The 21,695-nt window shown below is 72.6% G+C and carries 2 protein-coding genes and 1 pseudogene; all 3 read right to left on the bottom strand.

Annotation, left to right across the window (positions count from 1 at the left end; all coding sequences use genetic code 11):
• Positions 1 to 1,217, bottom strand: a 1,217-nt coding sequence (locus tag VIB55_RS06420; protein WP_331875841.1) for a condensation domain-containing protein, incomplete at its 3' end; no start/stop codon positions are given.
• 69 nt (positions 1,218 to 1,286) lie between these two features.
• Positions 1,287 to 4,442: pseudogene (locus tag VIB55_RS06415) on the bottom strand (amino acid adenylation domain-containing protein); the annotation flags it as partial.
• A 16-nt stretch (positions 4,443 to 4,458) separates the two neighbouring features.
• Positions 4,459 to 21,684 carry a non-ribosomal peptide synthase/polyketide synthase gene (locus tag VIB55_RS06410; protein ID WP_331875839.1) on the bottom strand — a complete coding sequence of 5,742 codons (17,226 nt, stop codon included), beginning with the start codon at positions 21,682 to 21,684 and terminating at the stop codon, positions 4,459 to 4,461.
• Positions 21,685 to 21,695 lie beyond the last annotated feature (11 nt).

Here is a 21,695-nt window from a genome sequence, read left to right as displayed (position 1 = left end):
GCGAGCGTCAGCGACAGGTCGAACTTGGCGACCTCCATCTCGGCACCGACGCCGCCCGCCTTCAGCCCCGGAAGCGCGCCTCCTTCGCCCCCGGCGTTCTGCAGGGTGAACATCACCTGGAAGAGAGGCGAGTGGCTCAGGGACCGCTCCGGGCTCAGCTCCGCCACCAGCTTCTCGAAGGGCACCTCCTGGTGCGCATACGCACCCAGCGTCGCTTCCCGCACCCGCCGCAGGGTTGCGCGGAAGCTCGGGTCGCCGGACAGGTCCGTCCGCAGCACCAGGGTGTTGATGAAGAAACCGATCAGCTCCTCTACCTCGCGGCGCCCGCGCCCGGCGATGGGGCTCCCCACCACCACGTCGTCGCTGCCGGCGTAGGTGCCCAGCAGCACCTGGAAGGCAGAGAGCGCAACCATGTACAGCGTGGCGCCCTCGCTCCGCCCCAGCGCCTGGAGACGGTCCAGCAGCTCCGGCGAAAACTCCACCGGCACCGACGCGCCCCGGCTCGTCTGCACGGCCGGGCGGGGATGGTCCGTGGGCAGCTCCAGCAGCTCCGGCGCGCCCGCCAGCCGCTCACGCCAGTACGCCAGCTGCCGGTCCAATACCTCGCCCGTCAACTGCTCGCGCTGCCACACCGCGTAGTCGGCGTACTGCACCGCCAGCTCGGGGAGCGGCGACTCGCGTCCCTCGCGGTACGCCGCGTACAGCGCCGACAGCTCCCGGAAGAGCACCCCCAGGCTCCACGCGTCGCTGACCACGTGGTGCATGGAGATGAGCAGCACGTGGTCTTCGGCGCCGATCCGCAGGAGCGCCGCGCGAAAGAGCGGTCCCGCGGCCAGGTCGAACGGCCGTGCCGCTTCCTCGCTGGCCCGGCGCGCTACCGCCGCCTCGCGCTCCGCCTCATCCAGTGCCGACAGGTCCTCCACCGGCAGGGCGAACCCGCCGAAGGGCGTGACCACCTGCACCGGCGAGCCGTCCACCTCGGCGAAAACCGTCCGCAGGGCCTCGTGTCGCCGGACGATCTCGCCCAGCGTGCGCTCCAGCGCCGCCGCGTCCAGCGCGCCCGCCAGGCGCATCGCGGTGGGAATGTTGTAGGTGGCGCTCTCCGGCTCCAGCCGGTCGATGAACCAGAGCCGCTCCTGCGCAAAGGACAGGGGCAGCCCACCCGTGCGCTCAGTCGGCACCACGGGCGGCAGCACCGGCACCCCCGCGCGGCGCATCTCCTCCACGCGCCCCGCCAGCTCCGCCACCGTGGGCCCTTCGAAGAGCGCGCGCAGCGGCAGCTCCACGGCGAACACCTCGCGGATGCGCGACACCACGCGGGTGCCCAGCAGGGAATGGCCCCCCAACTCGAAGAAGTTCTCCCGCACCCCCACTCGCTCCAGGCGCAGCACCTCTGCCCAGATCCCCGCCAGCACTTCCTCGGCCGGGTTCCGCGGCGCGACGTACAGCTCCTCCGCCGACGCGAGCTCCGGCGCCGGCAGCGCCTTGCGGTCCAGCTTGCCGTTGGGCGTCAGCGGGAGCGCGTCCAGCAGGACGAAGGCGGACGGCACCATGTACTCCGGCAGGCTTCGCCGCACGTGCGCGCGCAGCGCCTCCGCCTCCGCATCGCCCACGACGTACGCGACCAGCCGCGTCTCACCCGCGACATCCGCGCGCGCCGCGACGACGCAGTCGGTGACGGTCTCATGGCTTCGCAGAACGGACTCGATCTCGCCCAGCTCGATGCGGAAGCCGCGCACCTTCACCTGGAAGTCGAGCCGCCCCAGGTACTCGATGGCGCCGTCCGCCCGCCACCGCGCACGGTCACCCGTCCGATACAGCCGTGCGCCGCCTTGCGCCGAGAACGGATCGGGAACGAAGCGCTCCGCGGTCATCGCCGCGCGTCCCTGGTAGCCGCGCGCCACCTGCACCCCGCCGATGAACAGCTCGCCGGGCACACCCACGGGAACGGGCTCGAGCGCCGCGTCCAGCACGAAGAGCGAGGTGTTCCAGACGGGACGCCCGATCGGCACCACGTCGGCGGCGTCCTCGCGCGGGCAGGTCCAGCAGCTCACGTCCACGGCCGCTTCCGTCGGGCCGTAGAGGTTGGTGAGCTCCACGGCGCCGGCAAACCGGTCGTAGAAGCGCCGCACCAGCGCAGCGGGGAGCGCCTCACCGCTGCAGACCACGTGGCGGAGCGAGCCGCAGCGGCCCGCCTCCACCGCGTCGACGAACGGCTGCAGCATGGAGGGGACGAAGTGCAGCGCGGTCACGCCCTCCCGCTCGATGATGTCCCGCAGGTAGGCGGGATCGCGGTGCCCGTCGGGGCGCGCCATCACCAGCCGCGCGCCCTGCTGCAGCGGCCAGAAGAACTCCCACACCGAAACGTCGAAGCCGAACGGCGTCTTCTGCAGCACCACGTCGTCCCGGCCGATGCTGAACTGCGCCTGCATCCACACCAGCCGGTTCACGACGCCCCGGTGCTGGTTCATCACCCCCTTGGGGCGGCCGGTGGAGCCGGAGGTGTAGATGACGTACGCCAGCGAATCCGGCCCCACGCCGCTCTCCAGGTTCTCCCCACTCTCGGCCGCGATCTCCTCGGCCACCGCGTCCACCGCCAGCACGGCGACGGCTTCGCGCGCGGGGACCGCCTCGCGCAGGGCAGCCTGCGCCAGCACCAGCGGCACGCCGCTATCCTCCACCATGTATGCCAGCCGCTCGGCGGGGAGCCCCGGATCCAGCGGCACGTAGGCGCCTCCGGCCTTGAGCACGGCGAGGAGGGAGACCACCATCTCCAGGCTCCGCTCCATCAGCACGCCTACCCGCACCTCGGGGCCCACGCCACGCCGACGGAGGGAGTGGGCGAGCTGGTTGGCGCGGGCGTTCAGCTCAGCGTAGGTGAGCGTCGCCTCCTCGAAGCGCACGGCCACCGCGCCCGGCGTGCGCGCCGCCTGCGCCTCGAACAGCTGGTGGATGCAGCGGTCCGCCGGAACCTCTGCCGCCGTCCGGTTCCACTCCTCCACCACCAGCGCGCGCTCCGCGTCTCCGAGCAGGTCCAGGCGCGAAAGCCGCACGTCCGCGTCGGCGGCGACCTGCTCCAGCATCCGCTCCAGGTGGCCGACCATCCGCTCGGCCGTGCCGCGCTCGAAGAGGTCCGTGGCGTAGTTCAGCGCCCCACGAAGGCCCCGGGGGGTGGCCGCGAGCTCCAGGGAAAGATCGAAGTTGGCGGCCTCCATGGCGGTACCAACTCCACTCATCTTCAGGCCCGCGAGACCGCCTCCCCCGGCGCCTCCCCCGCCGCCGGTCTGCAGGGCGAACATCACCTGGAAGATCGGCGAGTGGCTCAAGCTGCGCTCCGGCTGCAGCTCCACCACCAGCTTCTCGAACGGCAGGTCCTGGTGCGCATACGCGCCCAGCGTCACCTCCCGCACCCGCCGCAGGGTCTCGCGGAACGACGGATCTCCCGAAAGGTCGGTGCGCAGCACCAGCGTGTTGACGAAGAAGCCGATCAGCCCCTCCACCTCGCCACGGGTGCGCCCGGCGATGGGGCTTCCCACCACCACGTCATCGCCCGCGCCGTACTTGCCCAGCAGCACCTGGAAGGCAGCCAGCGCAACCATGTACAGCGTCGCGCCCTCGCCGCGCCCCAGCGCCTGCAGCCGCTCCAGCAGCTCCGGGGAAAGCTCCACCGGCACCGACGCGCCCCGGTACGTCTGCACCGGCGGGCGCGGGTGGTCCGTCGGCAGCTCCAGCAGCTCCGGCGCGCCCGCCAGCCGCTCCCGCCAGTACGCCAGCTGCCGGTCGAGCGCCTCGCCCGCCAGCTGCTCGCGCTGCCAGGTGGCGTAATCGGCGTACTGCACCGGCAGGTTCGGCAGCGGCGACTCGCGCCCGTCGCGGTACGCCTCGTACAACGCCGACAGCTCGCGCAGCAGCACCCCCATGCTCCACCCGTCGCTGACGATGTGGTGCATGGAGACCAGCAGCAGGTGGTCTTCCGCGTCCAGACGCAGCAGCACCGCGCGGAAGAGCGGTCACGCGGCGAGATCGAACGGCCGTGCCGCCTCCTCCGCGGCACGTCGGCGGGCCGCGGCCTCGCGGTCTGCCTCGCCCAGCGCCGACAGGTCCTCCACCGGCAGGGAGAACCCGCCGAAGGGGGCGATCACCTGCACCGGCGAGCCGTCCGCCTCGGCGAACACCGTCCGCAGCGCCTCGTGCCTGCGGACGATCTCGCCCAGTGCGCGCTCCAGCGCCGCCGCGTGCAGCGCACCGCCCAGGCGCCATGCCACGGGCCGGTTGTAGGCGGTGCTTCCCGGCTCCAGCCGGTCGATGAACCACAGCCGCTCCTGCGCGAAGGAGGTGGGCGCGGTCCGCGTCCGGCCGACCTTCTCCAGGAGGAGCTTCCGCAGCAGCTCCTGCTTCTCGCTGCGCGAGAGCGTGCCGGCAACCTTGGGGGGGACGGTCATTCCGATCTCTGGTTCCTCAGGATTGCGCGCCCAGGAGGCGGTCCAGCTCTTCTTCCGACAGCTCGTCGATCATGTCCAGCAGGTGGTGCGCGCTGGCCTCGGGGCCGGCCGCCGGCTCGGCCACGGGTCCGGCCAGGGCCGCCTCCCCTCGTTCCGCCACGGCGCGGGCCAGCTCCGCCACCGTGGGCGCCTCGAACAGCGCCCGCAGCGGCAGCTCGATGTTGAACACCGCGCGCACCTGCGACACCAGCCGGGTGGCCAGCAGCGAGTGCCCGCCCAGGTCGAAGAAGCTTTCCTCCACCCCCACCCTCTCCAGCCCCAGCAGCTCCGCCCAGATCCCCGCCAGCACCTCTTCCGTCGGCGTCCGGGGCGCTACGTACAGGTCCCCGGCGGCGGCGTGCTCCGGGGCCGGCAGCGCCTTGCGGTCCAGCTTGCCGCTCGGTGTCAGCGGAAGCCGCTCCAGGGAGACGAACGCCGCCGGCACCATGTACTCCGGCAGCTCCCGGCGCAGGTGCTCGCGCAGAACCCCCACGTCCGCGTCGCCCACCACGTACGCCACCAGGCGCCGGTTCCCCGCCTGGTCTTCGTGCACGGCCACCACCGCCTCGCTCACCTCCTCGCGCTCCCGGAGGCGGGCCTCGATCTCGCCCGGCTCGATCCGGTAGCCCCGCACCTTCACCTGGGTGTCCACACGGCCCAGGAACTCGATGGTCCCGTCCGCCAGCCAGCGCCCCAGGTCCCCCGTCCGGTACAGCCGCGCGCCAGCCTCGGCGCCGAACGGGTCCGGTACGAACTTCTGCGCCGTCAGCGCCGGCCGGCCCAGGTACCCCCGCGCCACCCCGGCGCCGCCCACGTACAGCTCGCCGCCGACCCCCACCGGCACCGGCTCCCCGCGCGCGTCCAGCAGGTAGACACGCGTGTTGGAGATCGGACCGCCGATCGAAGCGCCCGAAGCCTCGCCCTCCGCGCCGCAGGTGCGCGCCATCGAGGTCACGGTCGCCTCCGTGGGGCCGTACTCGTGGTACAGCCGCGCGCCCGGCAGCCGGGCCCGGAGCTCCGCCACCATCCCCGCGGGGATGGACTCGCCGCCCATGACGATCCGCCGCAGGCTGGAGCAGCGCTCCAGCTCCGGGTGATCCAGGAACGCCTGCATCTGGGAGGGCGTGAGGGCCATGGTGCTGACCTCCTGGCGGCGGACGACGTCCACCACGTAGTCCACCTCCCGCTGTCCACCGGGCCGCACCAGGACCAGGCGGGCACCCGCCAGCAGCGGCGTGAACAGGTCGCGTACGGATACGTCGAAGCTGAACGACGTCAGCTGCAGCAGCGCGTCGCCGGCGCCGAACTCCCAGTGCCGCTCTCCCCAGGCCAGCAGGTTGATGACGCCACGGTGCCGGTTCATCACCCCCTTCGGCTGCCCCGTGGAGCCGGAGGTATAGATGACGTACGCCAGGTTGTCCGGGGTCAGCGCCCCGCGCCCGGGATTGGAGTCCGGCTGGCCGGTCCAGGGGGACGCATCTCCATCGAGCACCTCGACGGGAACGTCCAACGCGCCGAACCGTCCCGCGAGCGAGCCCTGCGCCAGCAGCACGACGGGCGCGCTGTCCTTGAGCATGTAGCCCAGCCGCTCCTGGGGATACTCCGGGTCCAGCGGCACGTACGCCCCGCCGGCCTTGAGCACCGCCAGCACGGCGGCCACCATCTCCACGCCGCGCTCCACGCACAGCGCCACCCGCGCCTCCGGCCCCACGCCAAGCGCGCGAAGGTGGTGCGCCAGCCGGTTCGCCCGCGCGTTCAGCGCCGCGTACGAGACCTCCTGGTCCTCGTAGACCAGCGCCACCGCGTCGGGAGCGCGCTCCACCTGGGCCTCGAAGAGCTCGTGCACGCAGACGTCCCGCCGATACTCGGCGTCCGTGCGGTTCCACTCCTCCACCACGATGCGGCGCTCCGCCTCCGGCAGCACGTCGATGCTCCCGATCGCCCGCGCGGGAGTGGCCTCCAGCGCCTCGACCAGCCGCTCCAGGGCCGTGTGCATCATCCGGCACACCCGCTCCGCGTCCGCCGGGGCCGCCACCTGCGCCGACAGCGAGAACCTTTCCCCCAGGTCGTTCACCGAGAGCGACACGGGGTAGTTCGTCCGCTCCTGTACGTGAACGTTCCTCCCTTCCTCGCTCCGCGGCCCCGCCTCCTTCGAAGGCCCCCTCGCGCCACCGTGGCGGTAGTTCAGCAGCGAGGTGAAGAGCGGCGCCGGTGCCGCCACGCCGCTGCTGCGCTGCGCCAGCGCCAGCGAGGCGTGCTCGTGCCGCAGCAGGTCCGCCATCAGCGCGTGCGTGCGACGAACCGCCGCCTCCACCCCTTCCCTGCCGACCCCGATCCGCACCGGCAGCGTGTTGATCAGCGGGCCCATCACCCGGTCCGCCCCCTCCCCGCCCTGCATGCGGCCGAAGAGCACCGTCCCGAAGACCACGTCCTGCCGGCCGCTCAGCCGCGCCACCACCTGCGCCCACGCCAGGTGGCACAGGCTGGCCGCGCTCACCCCCAGCGCCCGCGCGCGGCGTCGCAGCTGCGTGCTTACATCGGGGGCGACCGAAAGCGACGCCTCCCCGATCCCACGTCCCTCCCCCCACACGTCCAGCATCCCGTACGGCGCCGTCGGCTCCTGCACGTCGTGCAGCATCCCGCGGAAGAACCGCTCGTGCTCTTCCCGGCTCACCCCCAGGCGCGCCTGCGCCACGTAGTTGCGGAACGGCTGCGGCACCGGCAGCTCCGACTCGCGGCCCGCCAGGTGCGCCGAGATCTCGTCCTTGAGCACCTCCAGCGACTCGTGGTCGCTCATCAGGTGGTGGGCAAGGATCAGCAGCATCCATCGGCCACGGGCGCGGTCCTCGGCGATGCACGCCCGCAGCAGCGGCGCCCGCCCTACGTCCATCCGGTATCGCCGGGGGTCGTAGCGCCGCCACAGCTGCCCGGCCGCACCCTTCGTCTCCGCATCCAGCTGCACCTCCTCCACCGGCAGCGGCGCATGCCGCCAGACGACCTGCACCGGGTCGCGCAGTTCCTCCCACGCCATGGCTGTGCGGAGGATGTCGTGGCGATCGATCACCGCCTGCAGCGCCGCCAGGTACTGCTCCAGGCGCGCACGGGTGTCGAACTCGGTCATGCTCGACAGCAGGTACGGGTCTCCCTCCTGCGACATCTGGTGGTGGAATAGGATGCCTTCCTGCAGCGGGGCCAGCGGGTAGATGTCCTGCACGTTCGCGGCTCCGCCCGGCACCCCCGCCACGATCCGCTCGATCTCCGCCAGCGAGAGCTCCACCAGCGGGAGCATCTCGGGCGTGATGGACGCGGCCCCCTGCGGGATTGCGTTCGCGGGGACCTCCACCTCCGAAGATGCCCCCCCCACGGCCAGGGCCAACTCGGCCAGCACTGGCGTGGTGAACAGCGCCCGCACTTCCATGTACAGCCCGGCGCGCCGCATCCGCTCGATCAGCCGGATCGCCAGGAGCGAGTGCCCGCCCAACTCGAAGAAGTGGTCCCACCGCCCCACCCGCTCCACCGCGAGCACCTCGGCCCAGATCTCGGTCAGCGCCGCCTCCACCTCCCCCAGCGGTGCTTCGTAACTCCCCCGCGCGTACGCATCGTCTTCCGGCGCCGGCAGCGCCTTGCGGTCCAGTTTGCCGTTCGGGGTCAGCGGCAGCGCATCCAGCCCGACGAACGCCGCCGGCACCATGTACTCCGGCAGGCTGCGCCGCAGGTGCTCGCGAAACGCCTCGGCTTCAGCGTCGGCGACGAGGTACGCCACCAGCCGCGGGTCGCCCGGCACGTCCGCGCGCGTCACGACCACGCAGTCGGTGACGCTCTCGTGCTGGCGCAGCACCGCCTCGATCTCGCCCAGCTCGATGCGGAAGCCGCGCACCTTCACCTGGTGGTCGTTCCGGCCCAGGAACTCCAGCGTGCCGTCCGGCCGCCACCGCGCCCGATCTCCCGTGCGGTACAGGCGCGCGCCGCTTTCGGCCGAGAACGGGTCGGGGACGAACCTCTCCGCCGAGAGTCCCGGCCGCCCCAGGTAGCCGCGCGCCACCCCCGCCCCGCCGATGTACAGCTCGCCCGGGACCCCCGCCGGCACCGGGGCCAGGTACCGGTCCAGCACGTAGACGCGCGTGTTCGCCACCGGCGCGCCGATGGAGACGTGCCCGCGGCCCCCGTCCATTCCCGCGCCGAGTTCCTGCGCCGTCGACCAGATGGTGGTTTCCGTCGGCCCGTACACGTTCCACAACGCACCCACGCGCTCGCGCAGCCGGGCGGCGAGTTCGCCGGGGAGCGCCTCGCCGCCGCTGAGCGCGCGGAGGTTCTCCGCGCCCTCCCAGCCGGCGTCGAGCAGGAGCCGCCAGGTTGCGGGCGTGGCCTGCAGCACGGTCCCAACGCCCGCGCCGACCGCCGCCCGCAGCCGGGCGGGGTCGGACGCCGCGAAGCGGTCCAGTATCTCCACCCGCGCGCCCGAGAGCAGCGGCAGGAAGAGCTCGAGCACCGAGATGTCGAAGGCGAAGGTGGTGATGGCGAGCAACCGGTCCCCGGGCGCCATCGCCACGGTCCCGCGCATGGACCAGAGCAGGTTCACCACGCCCCGGTGCGTGTTCATCACGCCCTTGGGGCGGCCGGTACTGCCGGAGGTGTAGATGACGTACGCCAGCGAGTCCGGCCCGGGGCCGCCAGGCGGGTTCTCCGTGCTCTCGGCCGCGACCTCCTCCGCCAGCGCGTCAACCGCCAGCACCCCGACGCCCTCACGCGCAGGGACGGCCTCGCGCAGGGCGGCCTGCACCAGCACCAGCGGCACGGCGCTGTCGTCCAGCATGTACGCCAGCCGCTCGGCGGGCAGCCCCGGATCCAGCGGCACGTACGCGCCCCCGGCCTTGAGCACGGCCAGCAGTGAGACCACCATCTCCACGCTGCGCTCCATCAGCACGCCCACGGGCACCTCGGGGCCCACGCCATGGCCGCGCAGGTGTTGGGCAAGGCGGTTGGCGCGCTCGTTCAACACGGCGTACGTGAGCGACTCCCCCTCGAAGCGCAGGGCCACCGCGTGCGGCGTGCGCGCCGCCTGCGCCTGGAACAGCTCGTGGATGCACCGGTCTGCCGGATAGTCGGCCGCGGTGTCGTTCCACGCATGGAGCACGAGCCGGCGCTCCGCCTCGCCGAGCAGGTCCAGCTCCGAGAGCCGCGCCTCCGGCCGGGCCGCGGCCTGCTCCAGCACCCGCTGCAGGTGGCCGAGCATCCGCTCGATCGTACCGCGGTCGAAGAGGTCGGTGCTGTAGTTCAGTCCGCCGCGCAGCCCCTGGGGGGTCGCCGCGAGCGTCAGGGAGAGATCGAACTGGGCGCTCGCGAGCTCCGCACCCACTCCGCCCACGCGCAGCCCCGGAAGAGCGGCTCCCCCGGGCCCAGCGTCCTGCAGCGTGAACATCACCTGGAAGAGCGGCGAGTGGCTCAGGCTGCGCTCCGGCTGCAGCTCGGCAACCAATTTCTCGAACGGCACCTCCTGGTGCTCATCCGCGCCCAGCGCCGCCTCGCGCACCCGCCGCAGGGTCTCGCGGAAGCTCGGGTCTCCCGAGAGGTCGGCGCGCAGCACCAGGGTGTTGACGAAGAAGCCGATCAGCTCCTCCACCTCGCGGCGCGTGCGTCCGGCGATGGGGCTCCCCACCACCACGTCCTCGCTCCCGCCATACTTCGAGAGCAGCACCTGGAAGGCGGACAGCAGCGTCATGTACAGCGTCGCGCCGTCGCTGCGCCCCAGCGCCCGCAGCCGCTCCAGCAGCTGCGGGGAAAGCTCCACCGGGACCGTCGCGCCCCGGTACGTCTGCACCGCCGGACGCGGATGGTCCGTCGGCAATTCCAGCAGCTCCGGCGCGCCCGCCAGCCGCTCCCGCCAGTACGCCAGCTGCCGATCCAGTACCGCTCCCGCCAGCTGCTCCCGCTGCCACACCGCGTAGTCGGCGTACTGCACCGGCAGCTCGGGGAGCGGCGACTCACGCCCCTCCCGGTACGCCGCGTACAGCGCCGACATCTCGCGGAAGAGCACCCCCATGCTCCACTCGTCGCTGACGGTGTGGTGCATCGAGAGCAGCAGCACGTGATCTTCAGCATCCACCCGCACCAGCGCCGCGCGAAAGAGCGGACCCGCCGCAAGGTCGAACGCCCGCCGCGGCTCCTCGCCGGCGCGGCGCCGGACCTCCGCCTCGCGATCCGCCTCGCCCAGTTCCGACAGGTCCTCCACCGGCAGGGCGAACCCGCCGAAGGGCGCGATCACCTGCACCGGCGAGCCGTCCACCTCGGCGAAGACCGTCCGCAGCGCTTCGTGACGCCGCACGATCTCGCCCAGCGCGCGTTCCAGCGCCGCCACGTCCAGCGCACCCGCCAGGCGCCGGGCCAGGGGGATGTTGTAGACGGCACTCCCCGGCTGCAGCCGGTCGATGAACCAGAGCCGCTCCTGCGCGAAGGAGAGCGGCAGCAGCCCCGTGCGCTCGGTCGGCACGACCGGGGGCAGCAGCGGCAGCTCCGCCCGGCGCATCTCCTCCACGCGCACCGCCAGCTCCGCCACCGTAGGTCCCTCGAAGAGCGCCCGCAGGGGCAGCTCCACCCCGAACACCTCGCGGATGCGCGACACCGCCCGGGTCGCGAGCAGCGAGTGCCCGCCCAGCTCGAAGAAGTTCTCCGTGACCCCCGCCCGCTCCAGGCGCAGCACCTCGGCCCAGATCCCCGCCAGCACCTCCTCTACCGGGGTCCTCGGCGCCACGTATCGCTCCGCGTCCGACCCGTACTCCGGCGCAGGCAGCGCCTTGCGGTCCAGCTTTCCGTTCGGCGTCAGCGGCAGCGCATCCAGCACCACGATCGCCGACGGCACCATGTACTCCGGGAGGCTCCGCTGCGCGTGCTCGCGAAGCGACGCCGGAAGGGTTTCCCTGCGCTCCTCCAGGGCCGGCACCTCCGCGTCGGCGAAGAGCCGCCGGTAGAAGGGGCTCGCCCGGAACTCCCGCCGGTGGTGGTAGGAGGCGAACTCGAACGGCACCTCTTCGCCGTCGCGCCCGCGCACCAGCACGCCCCGGGCTCCGTAGTCCGGGGCCACCCCTTCCGGGACCTCTGCCCAGCACTCCAGGTGCACCCGGTCCCCCGCCGCCACCTCGATCCCCGGCTCGAAGAGGGGAAAGTAGACGGGGAACCAGGCGGTCTCCTCCTCCAGGATGTCCAGCTCCTCGCCCTCGGCCAGCACCATGCGCAGCCAGAGGAGCAGCCCGTCCATCCGTCCCGCGCGCTCCACCACCAGCTCCTCGCGCCGGGTGTACGCGGCGTCTACGGGGCCGGCGCCAAAGTGCAGGTCCTCGTACGTCCCGGCGGTGGAGAGGAGGTGCTCGGCCGGGAAGTTCCGGATGCAGAGCCGCAGGTCGAAGGGGTACCCCACCTCCTCGAAGATCCCCCTCACGTAGTGCGCGGCCGTCGGCGAGAAGCCCGGCTGGCTGCGGAGTTCGTCCGGGAGCGTGACGGCGGCCACGCGGGTGCCCGCCCATTGCGGGATCATCACCGCGCCGGGCGCCAGGAGCCGCCGCACCCCGTTGAGGATGAGGGCGGCGCCCTCGCCCCCGGCGATGGACTCCACGATCTCGGAGACGCACACGTCCGCCAGCTCGGGAAGCTCCACGGTGGCGGCATTGCCGTGGATCACGGTGATGCGGTCCTCCAGGCCCAGTTCGCGGACGCGCTCCCGGGCCGAGAGATACGACGCCTCCAGCAGCTCGACGGCGTAGACGTGGCGCGCGCCCGCCCGCACCGCCAGCCGCGCCAGGATCGCGTCCGCGCCCGTGCCCACGTCCAGCACCACCTTCCCCGGCGCATGCCGCCGCAGGGCGCGCAGGTAGCGCTCGTTGCGCAGGGTGTCGTGCGTGAGCCCGTGGTAGATCAGGTCGTCGTAGACGAAGTACTCCCCGATCGAGGGCCACAGCTCCACGTCCTTTCGCGGGGCGGGAACGACGTACGCCACCAGGCGCCCCCCCGCCTCGTCCTCGCGCACCTCGACGACGCACTCCGCGACTCGCTCGTGGGCGCGCAGAACGGCCTCGATCTCCCCCGGCTCGATGCGGAAGCCACGCACCTTCACCTGCGTGTCCACCCGTCCCAGGAACTCCAGCGTCCCGTCCGCCCGCCAGCGCGCCCGGTCGCCCGTGCGGTACAGCCGTGCTCCTTCGGCCGAGAACGGATCGGGAACGAAGCGTTCCGCCGTCAGCTCCGGCCGCCCCAGGTAGCCGCGCGCCACCCCCGCCCCGCCGATCAGCAGCTCGCCCGGAACCCCCGCCGGCTGCGGGCTGCCGAACGGGTCGCAGACGTACAGGCGCACGTTCCCCAAGGGACGGCCGATCGGGTGCCCTTCCACGATCCCATCCGCCGGTACCGGGTGCGTGGAGGCCAGGATGGTCCCTTCCGTGGGACCGTACAGGACGTGCGTCTCCGCCCCGGGGAGCGCCTCGCGCATCTCCGCCAGCAGGTCGGCGGGCACGCGGTCGCCGCCCACGAAGGCGCGCCGCAGCCGGCCCAGCCGCGGCGTCTCGCGCTCCGCCTGCACCAGCTGCCGCATGAGCGCGGGGACGGCGTGCACCAGCGTGGCGTCGGCGATCTCCTCCAGCAGCGCGGGCGTGTCGAGCACCCGGTCGCGGTCCACCAGGCGCACCGCGCCCCCCGAGGTGAGCGGGAGCAGCGCCTCGAAGAGCCAGATGTCGAAGGCGTACGAGGCCAGCACCGGCATCACGTCACCCTCACCGACGCCGAACGCCTCGCGCGTGGCGGCCAGCAGGTTGGCCAGGGAGCCGTGCCGCACCAGCACCCCCTTGGGCGTCCCGGTGGAGCCGGAGGTGTAGATGACGTACGCCAGCTGCTCGGGCGAGATACCGCGTTCCGGGTTCGCGGCAGGCTGCGCCGCGACCCGGTCGCCGTCCCCGTCCACGCTCACGACCGCAACGCCGTCGCCGACGGAGAGCTCCGCGCGCAGGGATTCCTGCGTCACCAGCACGGGCACGGCGGCGTCGGCGAGCATGAAGGCCAGCCGCTCCGCGGGATAGGCGGGGTCCAGCGGCACGTACGCACCGCCTGCCTTCAGCACCGCAAGGACGGAAATGACCATCTCCGGCCCCCGCTCCAGGCAGAGCGCGACCCGCGTCTCCGGCCCCACGCCGAGGCCGGCGAGATGGTGCGCCAGCCGGTTGGCGCGCTCGTTCAGCTCGCCGTAGGTGAGCGATTCCTCCCGGAAGCGCACGGCCACCGCCCCCGGCGTGCGCGCCGCCTGCTCCTGGAACAGCTCGTGGATGCACCGCTCCGCCGGATACTCCGCTTCCGTGCGGTTCCACTCCTCGACCACCTGCCGGCGCTCCCCCTCGGCCAGCACGTCGATGCTCCCGATGGCCCGGCCGGGAGCAACTTCCAGCGCCTCGACCAGCCGCTCCAGCGCCGTGTGCATCAGCCGGCACACCTGCTCCGCGTCCGCCGGGGCCGCCACCTGCGCCGTCAGCGAGAACTCCTCCCCCCAGTCGTCCACCGAGAGCGCCACGGGGTAGTTCGTCCGCTCCTGTGCGCCGATGCGCCGAATGCCCGCCGTGGCCTGCGCCGCCTGTCCCGCGTCCCGCGAACGCTTCGGCGCGGCGCCGTGGCGATAGTTCAGCAGCGAGGTGAAGAGCGGCGCGGGTGCCGCCACGCCGCTGCAGCGCTGCGCCAGCGCCAGCGAGGCGTGCTCGTGCCGCAGCAGGTCCGCCAGCAGCGCGTGCGTGCGCCGCACCGCCGCCTCGGCCCCTTCCTCCGCCACGCCGATGCGCACCGGGAGCGTGTTGATCAGCGGGCCCATCACCCGGTCCGCCCCCTCCCCGCCCTGCATGCGGCCGAAGAGCAGGGTCCCGAAGACCACGTCCTGCCGCCCCGTCAGCCGCGCCAGTACCTGCCCCCACGCCAGGTGGCACAGGCTGGCCGCGCTCACCCCCAGCGCCCGCGCCCGGCGGCGCAGCCGCGTGCCGAGGTCGGGCGCCACCCGCGTCCGCGCGTCCCCGATCCCACGTCCCTCCCGCCACACGTCCAGCATCCCGTACGGCGCCGTCGGCTCCTCCACGTCCTGCAGCATCCCGGTGAAGAACCGCTCGTGCTCCTCACGGCTCACCCCCAGGCGCGCCTGCGCCACGTAGCTGCGGAAGGGCAGCGGCGCCGGCAGCTCCGACCCGCGGCCCAGCAGGTGCGCCGAGATCTCCTCCTGCAGCACCTCCAGCGACTCGTGGTCGCCCACCAGGTGGTGCCAGAGCAGCAGCAGCAGCCACCGGCCACCTGCGCGGTCCTCGGCGATGCACACCCGCAGCAGCGGCGCCCGCGTCACGTCCATCCGGTAGTGCCGGGGGTCACGCCGCCGCCACAGCTGCTGGGCCGCGTCCCCCGCCTCCGCATCCAGCTCCACCTCCTCCACGGGCAGCGGCGCGCGCCGCCAGACGACCTGCACCGGCTCGCGCAGCCCCTCGGCTGCCATCGCGGTGCGCAGGACGTCGTGGCGGTCGATCACGGCCTGCAGCGCGGCCATGTACCGGTCCAGGCGGGCGCGGGTGTCGAACTGGGCCACGCTCGACATCAGGTACGGATCGCCATCCCGCGACAGCAGGTGATGGAAGAGGATTCCCTCCTGCAGCGGGCCCAGGGGGTAGATGTCCTGCACGTTCGCGGTTCCGCCCGGCACCCCCGCCACGATCCGGTCGATCTCCTCCTGCGTGAGCTCCACCAGCGGCAGCATCTGCGGCGTGATGGACGCGCACTGCTGCGGGATGACGTTCGCGGGGACCTCCACCTCCGAAGACGCCCGCCCCACCGCCAAGGCGAGATCAGCCATCACAGGCGTGGTGAACAGGGCCCGCACTTCCATGTACAGCCCGGCGCGCCGCATCCGCTCGATCAGCCGGATGGCCAGGAGCGAGTGCCCGCCGAGTTCGAAGAAGTGGTCCCACCGCCCCACCCGCGTCACGCCCAGCAGCTCCACCCAGATCTCCGCCAGCGCCGCCTCCACCTCCCCCAGCGGGGCCTCGTAGCCGGCCCGCGCGTACGCATCGCTTTCGGGCGCCGGCAGCGCCTTGCGGTCCAGCTTGCCGTTCGCGGTCAGCGGCAGCGCATCCAGCCCGACGAACGCCGCCGGCACCATGTACTCCGGCAGCGACAGCCGCAGGTGCTCGCGAAGGACTCCCGCCTCCGCACTGGCCACCACGTACGCCACCAGCCGCGTCTCGCCGGCGACGTGCTCGCGGGCCACGACGACGGCCTCACGCACGTCCGGGTGCTCGGCCAGCCGCGCCTCGATCTCGCCCAACTCCACGCGGAAGCCGCGCACCTTTACCTGGAAGTCGAGGCGCCCCAGGTACTCGATGACGCCGTCCGCCCGCCACCGCGCACGGTCGCCCGTCCGGTACAGCCGCGCGCCGCCTTCGGTGGAGAACGGATCGGGGACGAAGCGCTCCGCCGTCATCGCCGCGTGCCCCTGGTAGCCGCGCGCCACCTGCACTCCGCCGATGTACAGCTCGCCGGGGACGCCGACAGGGACGGGCTGGAGCGCCGCGTCAAGCACGTAGAGTGCGGTGTTCCAGACGGGGCGCCCGATCGGCACCACGCCGGCGGCGTCCTCGCGCGGGCAGGTCCAGCAGCTCACGTCCACGGCCGCCTCGGTGGGGCCGTACAGGTTGGTGAGCACGACGGGGCCGGCGAAGCGGTCGTAGAAGCGCCGCACCAGCGCCGGCGGCAGCGCCTCGCCGCTGCACACGACGTGGCGCAGGGAGCCGCAGCGGCCCGCCTCCACCACGTCGACGAACGGCTGCAGCATGGAGGGGACGAAGTGCAGCGTCGTCACCCCTTCGCGCTCGATCACCTCCTGCAGGTACAGCGGGTCGCGGTGCCCGTCCGGCCGCGCCATCACCAGCCGCGCGCCCTGCTGAAGAGGCCAGAAGAACTCCCACACCGACACGTCGAACGAGAACGGCGTCTTCTGCAGCACCACGTCGTCCGCGCCGAGACGGAAGTGCGCCTGCATCCACACCAGGCGGTTCACCACTCCGCGGTGCTGGTTCATCACCCCCTTAGGGCGGCCTGTGCTGCCCGAGGTGTAGATGACGTACGCCACGTTGGACGGCGTCACGAGGGGTGCGAGGTTCTCCGCGCTCTCCCGCGCGATCGAATCCCACGCCGCGTCCACGTCCAGCGCCGGCACTTCGGAGGCGGGGAGGATGCCGCGTAGCCGCTCCTGGGTGAGCACCACGGCGACGCCGGAATCCTCCAGCATGTACGAATGCCGCTCGGCGGGGAGCCCCGGGTCCAGCGGCACGTACGCGCCACCGGCCTTGAGCACGGCGAGGAGCGAAACCACCATCTCCACGCCGCGCTCCATCAGCACGCCCACGCGCAACTCGGGGCGCACGCCGCGGCCGCGCAGGTGGTGGGCGAGGCGGTTGGCGCGCTCGTTCAGCTCAGCGTACGTGAGCGAATCCGCCTCGAAGCTTACGGCCACCGCGCCGGGCGTGCGGGCCGCCTGCGCCTCGAATAGCTCGTGGATGCAGCGATTCGCCGGTACCTCCGCCGCCGTCCGGTTCCACTCGTCCAGCACGAGGGCGCGCTCGGCAGCCCCGAGCAGTTCCAGCCGCGAAAGCCGCACGTCCGCGTCCGTGGCGACCTGCTCCAGCACTCGCTGCAGGTGGCCGAGCATCCGCTCAATCGTGCCGCGCTCGAAGAGATCGGTGCTGTAGTTCACGCCGCCACGCAGCCCCTCGGCGGTCGCCCCCAGCGTCAGGGAAAGGTCGAACTTGGCGATTCCCGCGTCCGCGCCGACTCCGCCGACCGTGAGCCCCGGAAGCTCGCCTCCCGGGTCCGCGGCGTTCTGCAGCGCGAACATCGCCTGGAAGAGCGGCGAATGGCTCAGGGACCGCCCCGGCTGCAGCTCGGCGACCAGCTTTTCGAAGGGCACGTCCTGGTGCTCGTACGCGCCCAGCGTCACCTCCCGCACCCGCCGCAGCACCTCGCGAAAGCCCGGATCACCCGAGAGGTCGGTGCGGAGCACGAGCGTGTTGATGAAGAAGCCGATCACCTCCTCCACCTCGCCGCGCGTGCGCCCGGCGATGGGGCTCCCCACCACCACGTCCTCGCCCCCGCCGTACCGGCTCAGCAGCACCTGGAAGGCGCCGAGCAGCACCATGTACAGCGTCGCGCCCTCGTTACGCCCCAGCGCCTGCAGCCGCTCCAGCAGCTCGGGGGAAAAGTTCACCGCGACCGATTCGCCCCGGTACGTCTGCACCGCCGGACGGGGATGGTCCGTCGGCAGCTCCAGCAGCTCCGGGGCACCCGCCAGCTGCTCCTTCCAGTACGCCATCTGCCCGTCGAGGGCCTCGCCGGCCAGCTGCTCGCGCTGCCAGACAGCGAAGTCGGCATACTGCACCTCCAACTCGGCCAGCGGCGACTCAGCCCCGTCGCGGTACGCCGCGTACAGCGCCGACAGCTCGCGCAGGAGCACCCCCATGCTCCACCCGTCGCTGACGATGTGGTGCATCGAGATGAGCAGCACGTGATCCCCGGCATCCACCCGCAGCAGCGCCGCGCGGAAGAGCGGTCCCGCGGCAAGGTCGAACGGCCGCCGCGCCCCCTCGCCGGCGCGGCGCCTGACCGCCGCCTCGCGATCCGCATCGCCCGTCGCCGACAGGTCCTCCACGGGTACGACGAACCCGCCGAAGGGGGCGATCACCTGCACCGGCGAGCCATCCACCTCCGTGAAGACCGTCCGCAGCGACTCGTGACGACGGACGATCTCGCCCAGCGCACGCTCCAGCGCCGCCACGTCCAGCTCGCCGCCCAGGCGCCATGCCATGGGAATGTTGTAGACCGCGCTCCCCGGCTCCATCCGGTCGATGAACCAGAGCCGCTCCTGCGCGAACGAGAGCGGGAGGGGACGATCACGATCGACAGGCACCACGGGCGGAAGCACCGGCAGATCCGCGCGGCGCATTTGCTCCACGCGCCCGGCCATCTCCGTGACCGTCGGCCCCTGGAAGAGCGCCCGCAGCGGCAGCTCCACGCCGAAGACCGCGCGGATGCGCGAAACGACCCGCGTGGCGAGCAGCGAGTGCCCGCCCAGCTCGAAGAAGTTGTCGGCTGCCCCCACCCGCTCCAGCCGCAGCACCTCGGCCCAGATCCCCGCCAGCACCTCCTCGACGGGGGTGCGCGGCGCCACGTACGCCCCCTCCGCCGGCGCGAACTCCGGCGCCGGGAGCGCATCGCGGTCCACCTTTCCGTTCGGCATCAGCGGCAGCGCCTGCAGCGCCACGAACGCGGCCGGCACCATGTAATCCGGCAAGCTCCGGCGCACGTGCGCGCGCAGCTCGCCCGTGTCCACGCTGCCCACCACGTACGCCACCAGCTGCTTTTCTCCGGGCCGGTCCTCCCGCGCCAGCACCCGTGCTTCGCGCACCCCCGGATGCGATGTCAGCGCCGCCTCCACCTCGCCCGGCTCCACGCGGAAGCCGCGGATCTTCACCTGGAAGTCGTTGCGCCCCAGGAACTCGATCCTGCCGTCCGCCAGCCACCGCGCGAGGTCGCCCGTGCGATACAGCCGCGCGCCGGGCTCACCCCCGTAGGGATCGGCCACGAACCGCTCCGCCGTCTGCTCCGGCCTGCCCAGGTAGCCACGCCCCACCGCCGCGCCGCCAATGCAGAGCTCCCCGGCTACCCCCACCGGCACCGGCTCGCCGGCCGCGTCCAGCAGGTAGGCCCGCGCGTTCGGCATCGGGCGGCCGATGGGGGCGCTGGCGCCGGTCTCGTCCGTGACGCGCACCGGCCCCGTCACCGCCGTGGCGGCCTCGGAGGGGCCATAGCGGTTGTAGAGGGTGGCGTGCGGGAGCCGTTCATGGAGGCGCCGCACCAGCGCCGAGGGAAGCGCTTCGCCGCCGCAGGGAACGCGCATGAGCGACGTGCAGCGCTCCACCTCGGGGTGCTCCAGGAAGAGCTGAAGCATGGACGGGACGAAGCTGGCCGTGCCGATCCCATGGCTGCGGATCGTCTCCACCAGGTATCCCGGGTCGCGATGCCCGTCCGGCCTCGGCATCACCACCCGCGCGCCCACCATCAGCGGCCAGAAGAGCTCGTACGCGGAAACATCGAAGGTGAGCGAGGCGTTCTGCAGCACGGATTCGCCCGGCTCCAGCTGCCAGCGGGCCTGGATCCCGGCGACGCGGTTGACCACGTTCCGGTGCACGTTCATTACGCCCTTGGGCCTGCCCGTGGACCCCGAGGTGTAGATGACGTAGACGAGATGCTCCGCCCCGACGCCCACGCCCGTGGGGTTGGTCTCCGGCTGGTTCGCCCAGAGCGGCGCGTCCGCGTCTACGGCGACGACGGCGATGTCCGTTCCGGCAAAGCGCTCCGCCAGCGACGCATGCGCCAGCAGCACCGCCGGCCGGCAGTCGTCCAGTGTGCTCCGCAGCCGCTCGTCCGGATGCTCGGGGTCGAGCGCCACGTACGCCCCGCCGGCCTTGAGCAGCGCGAGGAGCCCCACCGCCAGCTCCAGGCTCCGCTCCACGCAGATCCCCACCCGCACGTCGGGTCCCACGCCCAGCGAGCGGAGGTGATGCGCCAGCCGGTTCGCCCGCGCGTTCAGCTCGGCGTAGGTGAGGCGCTCGCCCTCGAAGACGACGGCCTCCGCGTGGGGCGTGCGCTCCGCCTGCGCTTCGAAGAGCTGGTGGAGACACGACTCGGCCGGGTAGTCCAGCTGCGTGCGGTTCCACTCCTCCAGCACTTGGTGGCGCTCCTCCTCGTCCAGGAGCCGCAGCTCCGAAAGGCGCAGGTCCCCGCCGGCGGCCACCTGCTCCAGCACGCGCTCCAGGTGCCCCAGCATCCGCCGGACCGTGCTCTCGTCGAACAGGTCCGTGCTGTAGGTCAGCGCCGCCGTCAGGCCCCGCGCGCCCTTCACGAACGCGAGGCTCAGGTCGAACTTCGCGGTCTCGGAGCCCGCGTACGCCGACTCGATCCGCAGCCCCGCCACACCGGTCCCGGCTGCATCCGGGTTGTTCAGGGCGAACGACACCTGGAAGAGCGGCGAGTGGCTCATCGACCGCTCCGGCTGCAGCTCGGCCACCAGCTTCTCGACGGGCACGTCCTGGTGCTCGTACGCCCCCAGCGTCACCTCCCGCACCCGCCGCAGGGTCTCCCGAAAGCTCGGATCGCCCGAAAGGTCCGTCCGCAGGACCAGGGAGTTGATGAAGAAGCCGATCAGCCCCTCCACCTCCCCACGCGTGCGCCCGGCGATGGGGCTCCCCACGACGATGTCCTCGCTCCCGCTGTACTTGGAGAGCAGCACCTGGAAGGCAGACAGCAGCGTCATGTAGAGCGTGGCGCCCTCGCTCCGTCCCAGGCCTTCCAGCCGCTCCAGCACCTCCGCGGAGAGCTCCGTGCGGACGGTGGCGCCCCGGTGCGTCCGCACCGCCGGACGGGGGCGGTCGGTGGGGAGCTCCAGCACTCGCGGCGCGCCCGCCAGGCGCGCCTTCCAGTACGAGAGCTGCCGGTTCAGCGACTCGCCCTGCAGCTGCTCGCGCTGCCACGCGGCGTAATCGGCGTACTGCACCGGCAGCTCCGCCAGCGGCGACGCCCGGCCCTCGCGGTACGCCTCGTACAGCGCCGATAGCTCGCGCAGCAGCACCCCCATGCTCCACCCGTCGCTGACGATATGGTGCATGGAAACCAGCAGCAGGTGATCCTGAGCATCCAGCCGCAGCAGCACCGCGCGAAAGAGCGGTCCGACCGAAAGATCGAATAGCCGCCGGGCCTCCTCCCCCGCGCGGCGCCGGACCTCGGCCTCGCGATCCGCATCCGCGAGGTGGGAGAGATCGTCGATGGAAAGCGCGAACCCGGCGAAGGGCGCGATCACCTGCACCGGCGAGCCGTCCCGGTCGGCGAACGTGGTCCTCAGCGCCTCGTGACGCCGGACGATCTCGCCCAGCGCGCGCTCCAGCGCCCCTTCGTCCAGGGCACCGCCCAGGCGCCATGCCACGGGGATGTTGTAGGTGCTGCTCCCGGGCTCCAGACGGTCCAGGAACCAGAGCCGCTCCTGCGCGTAGGACGCCGGCTCCGTGCGCGGCCGCCGCTTCTCGGCAACGATCTTCCGGAGCAGCTCCTGTTTCTGGAGGCGGGACAGTCCGGCGGTGGAAGTGACTTCAGTCATCCCGGTTTCGA

This window comes from Longimicrobium sp. (assembly GCF_036554565.1).
Classification (GTDB): domain Bacteria; phylum Gemmatimonadota; class Gemmatimonadetes; order Longimicrobiales; family Longimicrobiaceae; genus Longimicrobium.
The sequence above is the reverse complement of the archived record's forward strand: the minus strand, read 5'-3'. Positions and strand labels throughout refer to the sequence as shown.

Excerpts from the sequence above, each read along its gene's own strand:
- VIB55_RS06410 (WP_331875839.1), bottom strand. The coding sequence starts at position 21,684 with ATGACTGAAGTCACTTCCACCGCCGGACTGTCCCGCCTCCAGAAACAG.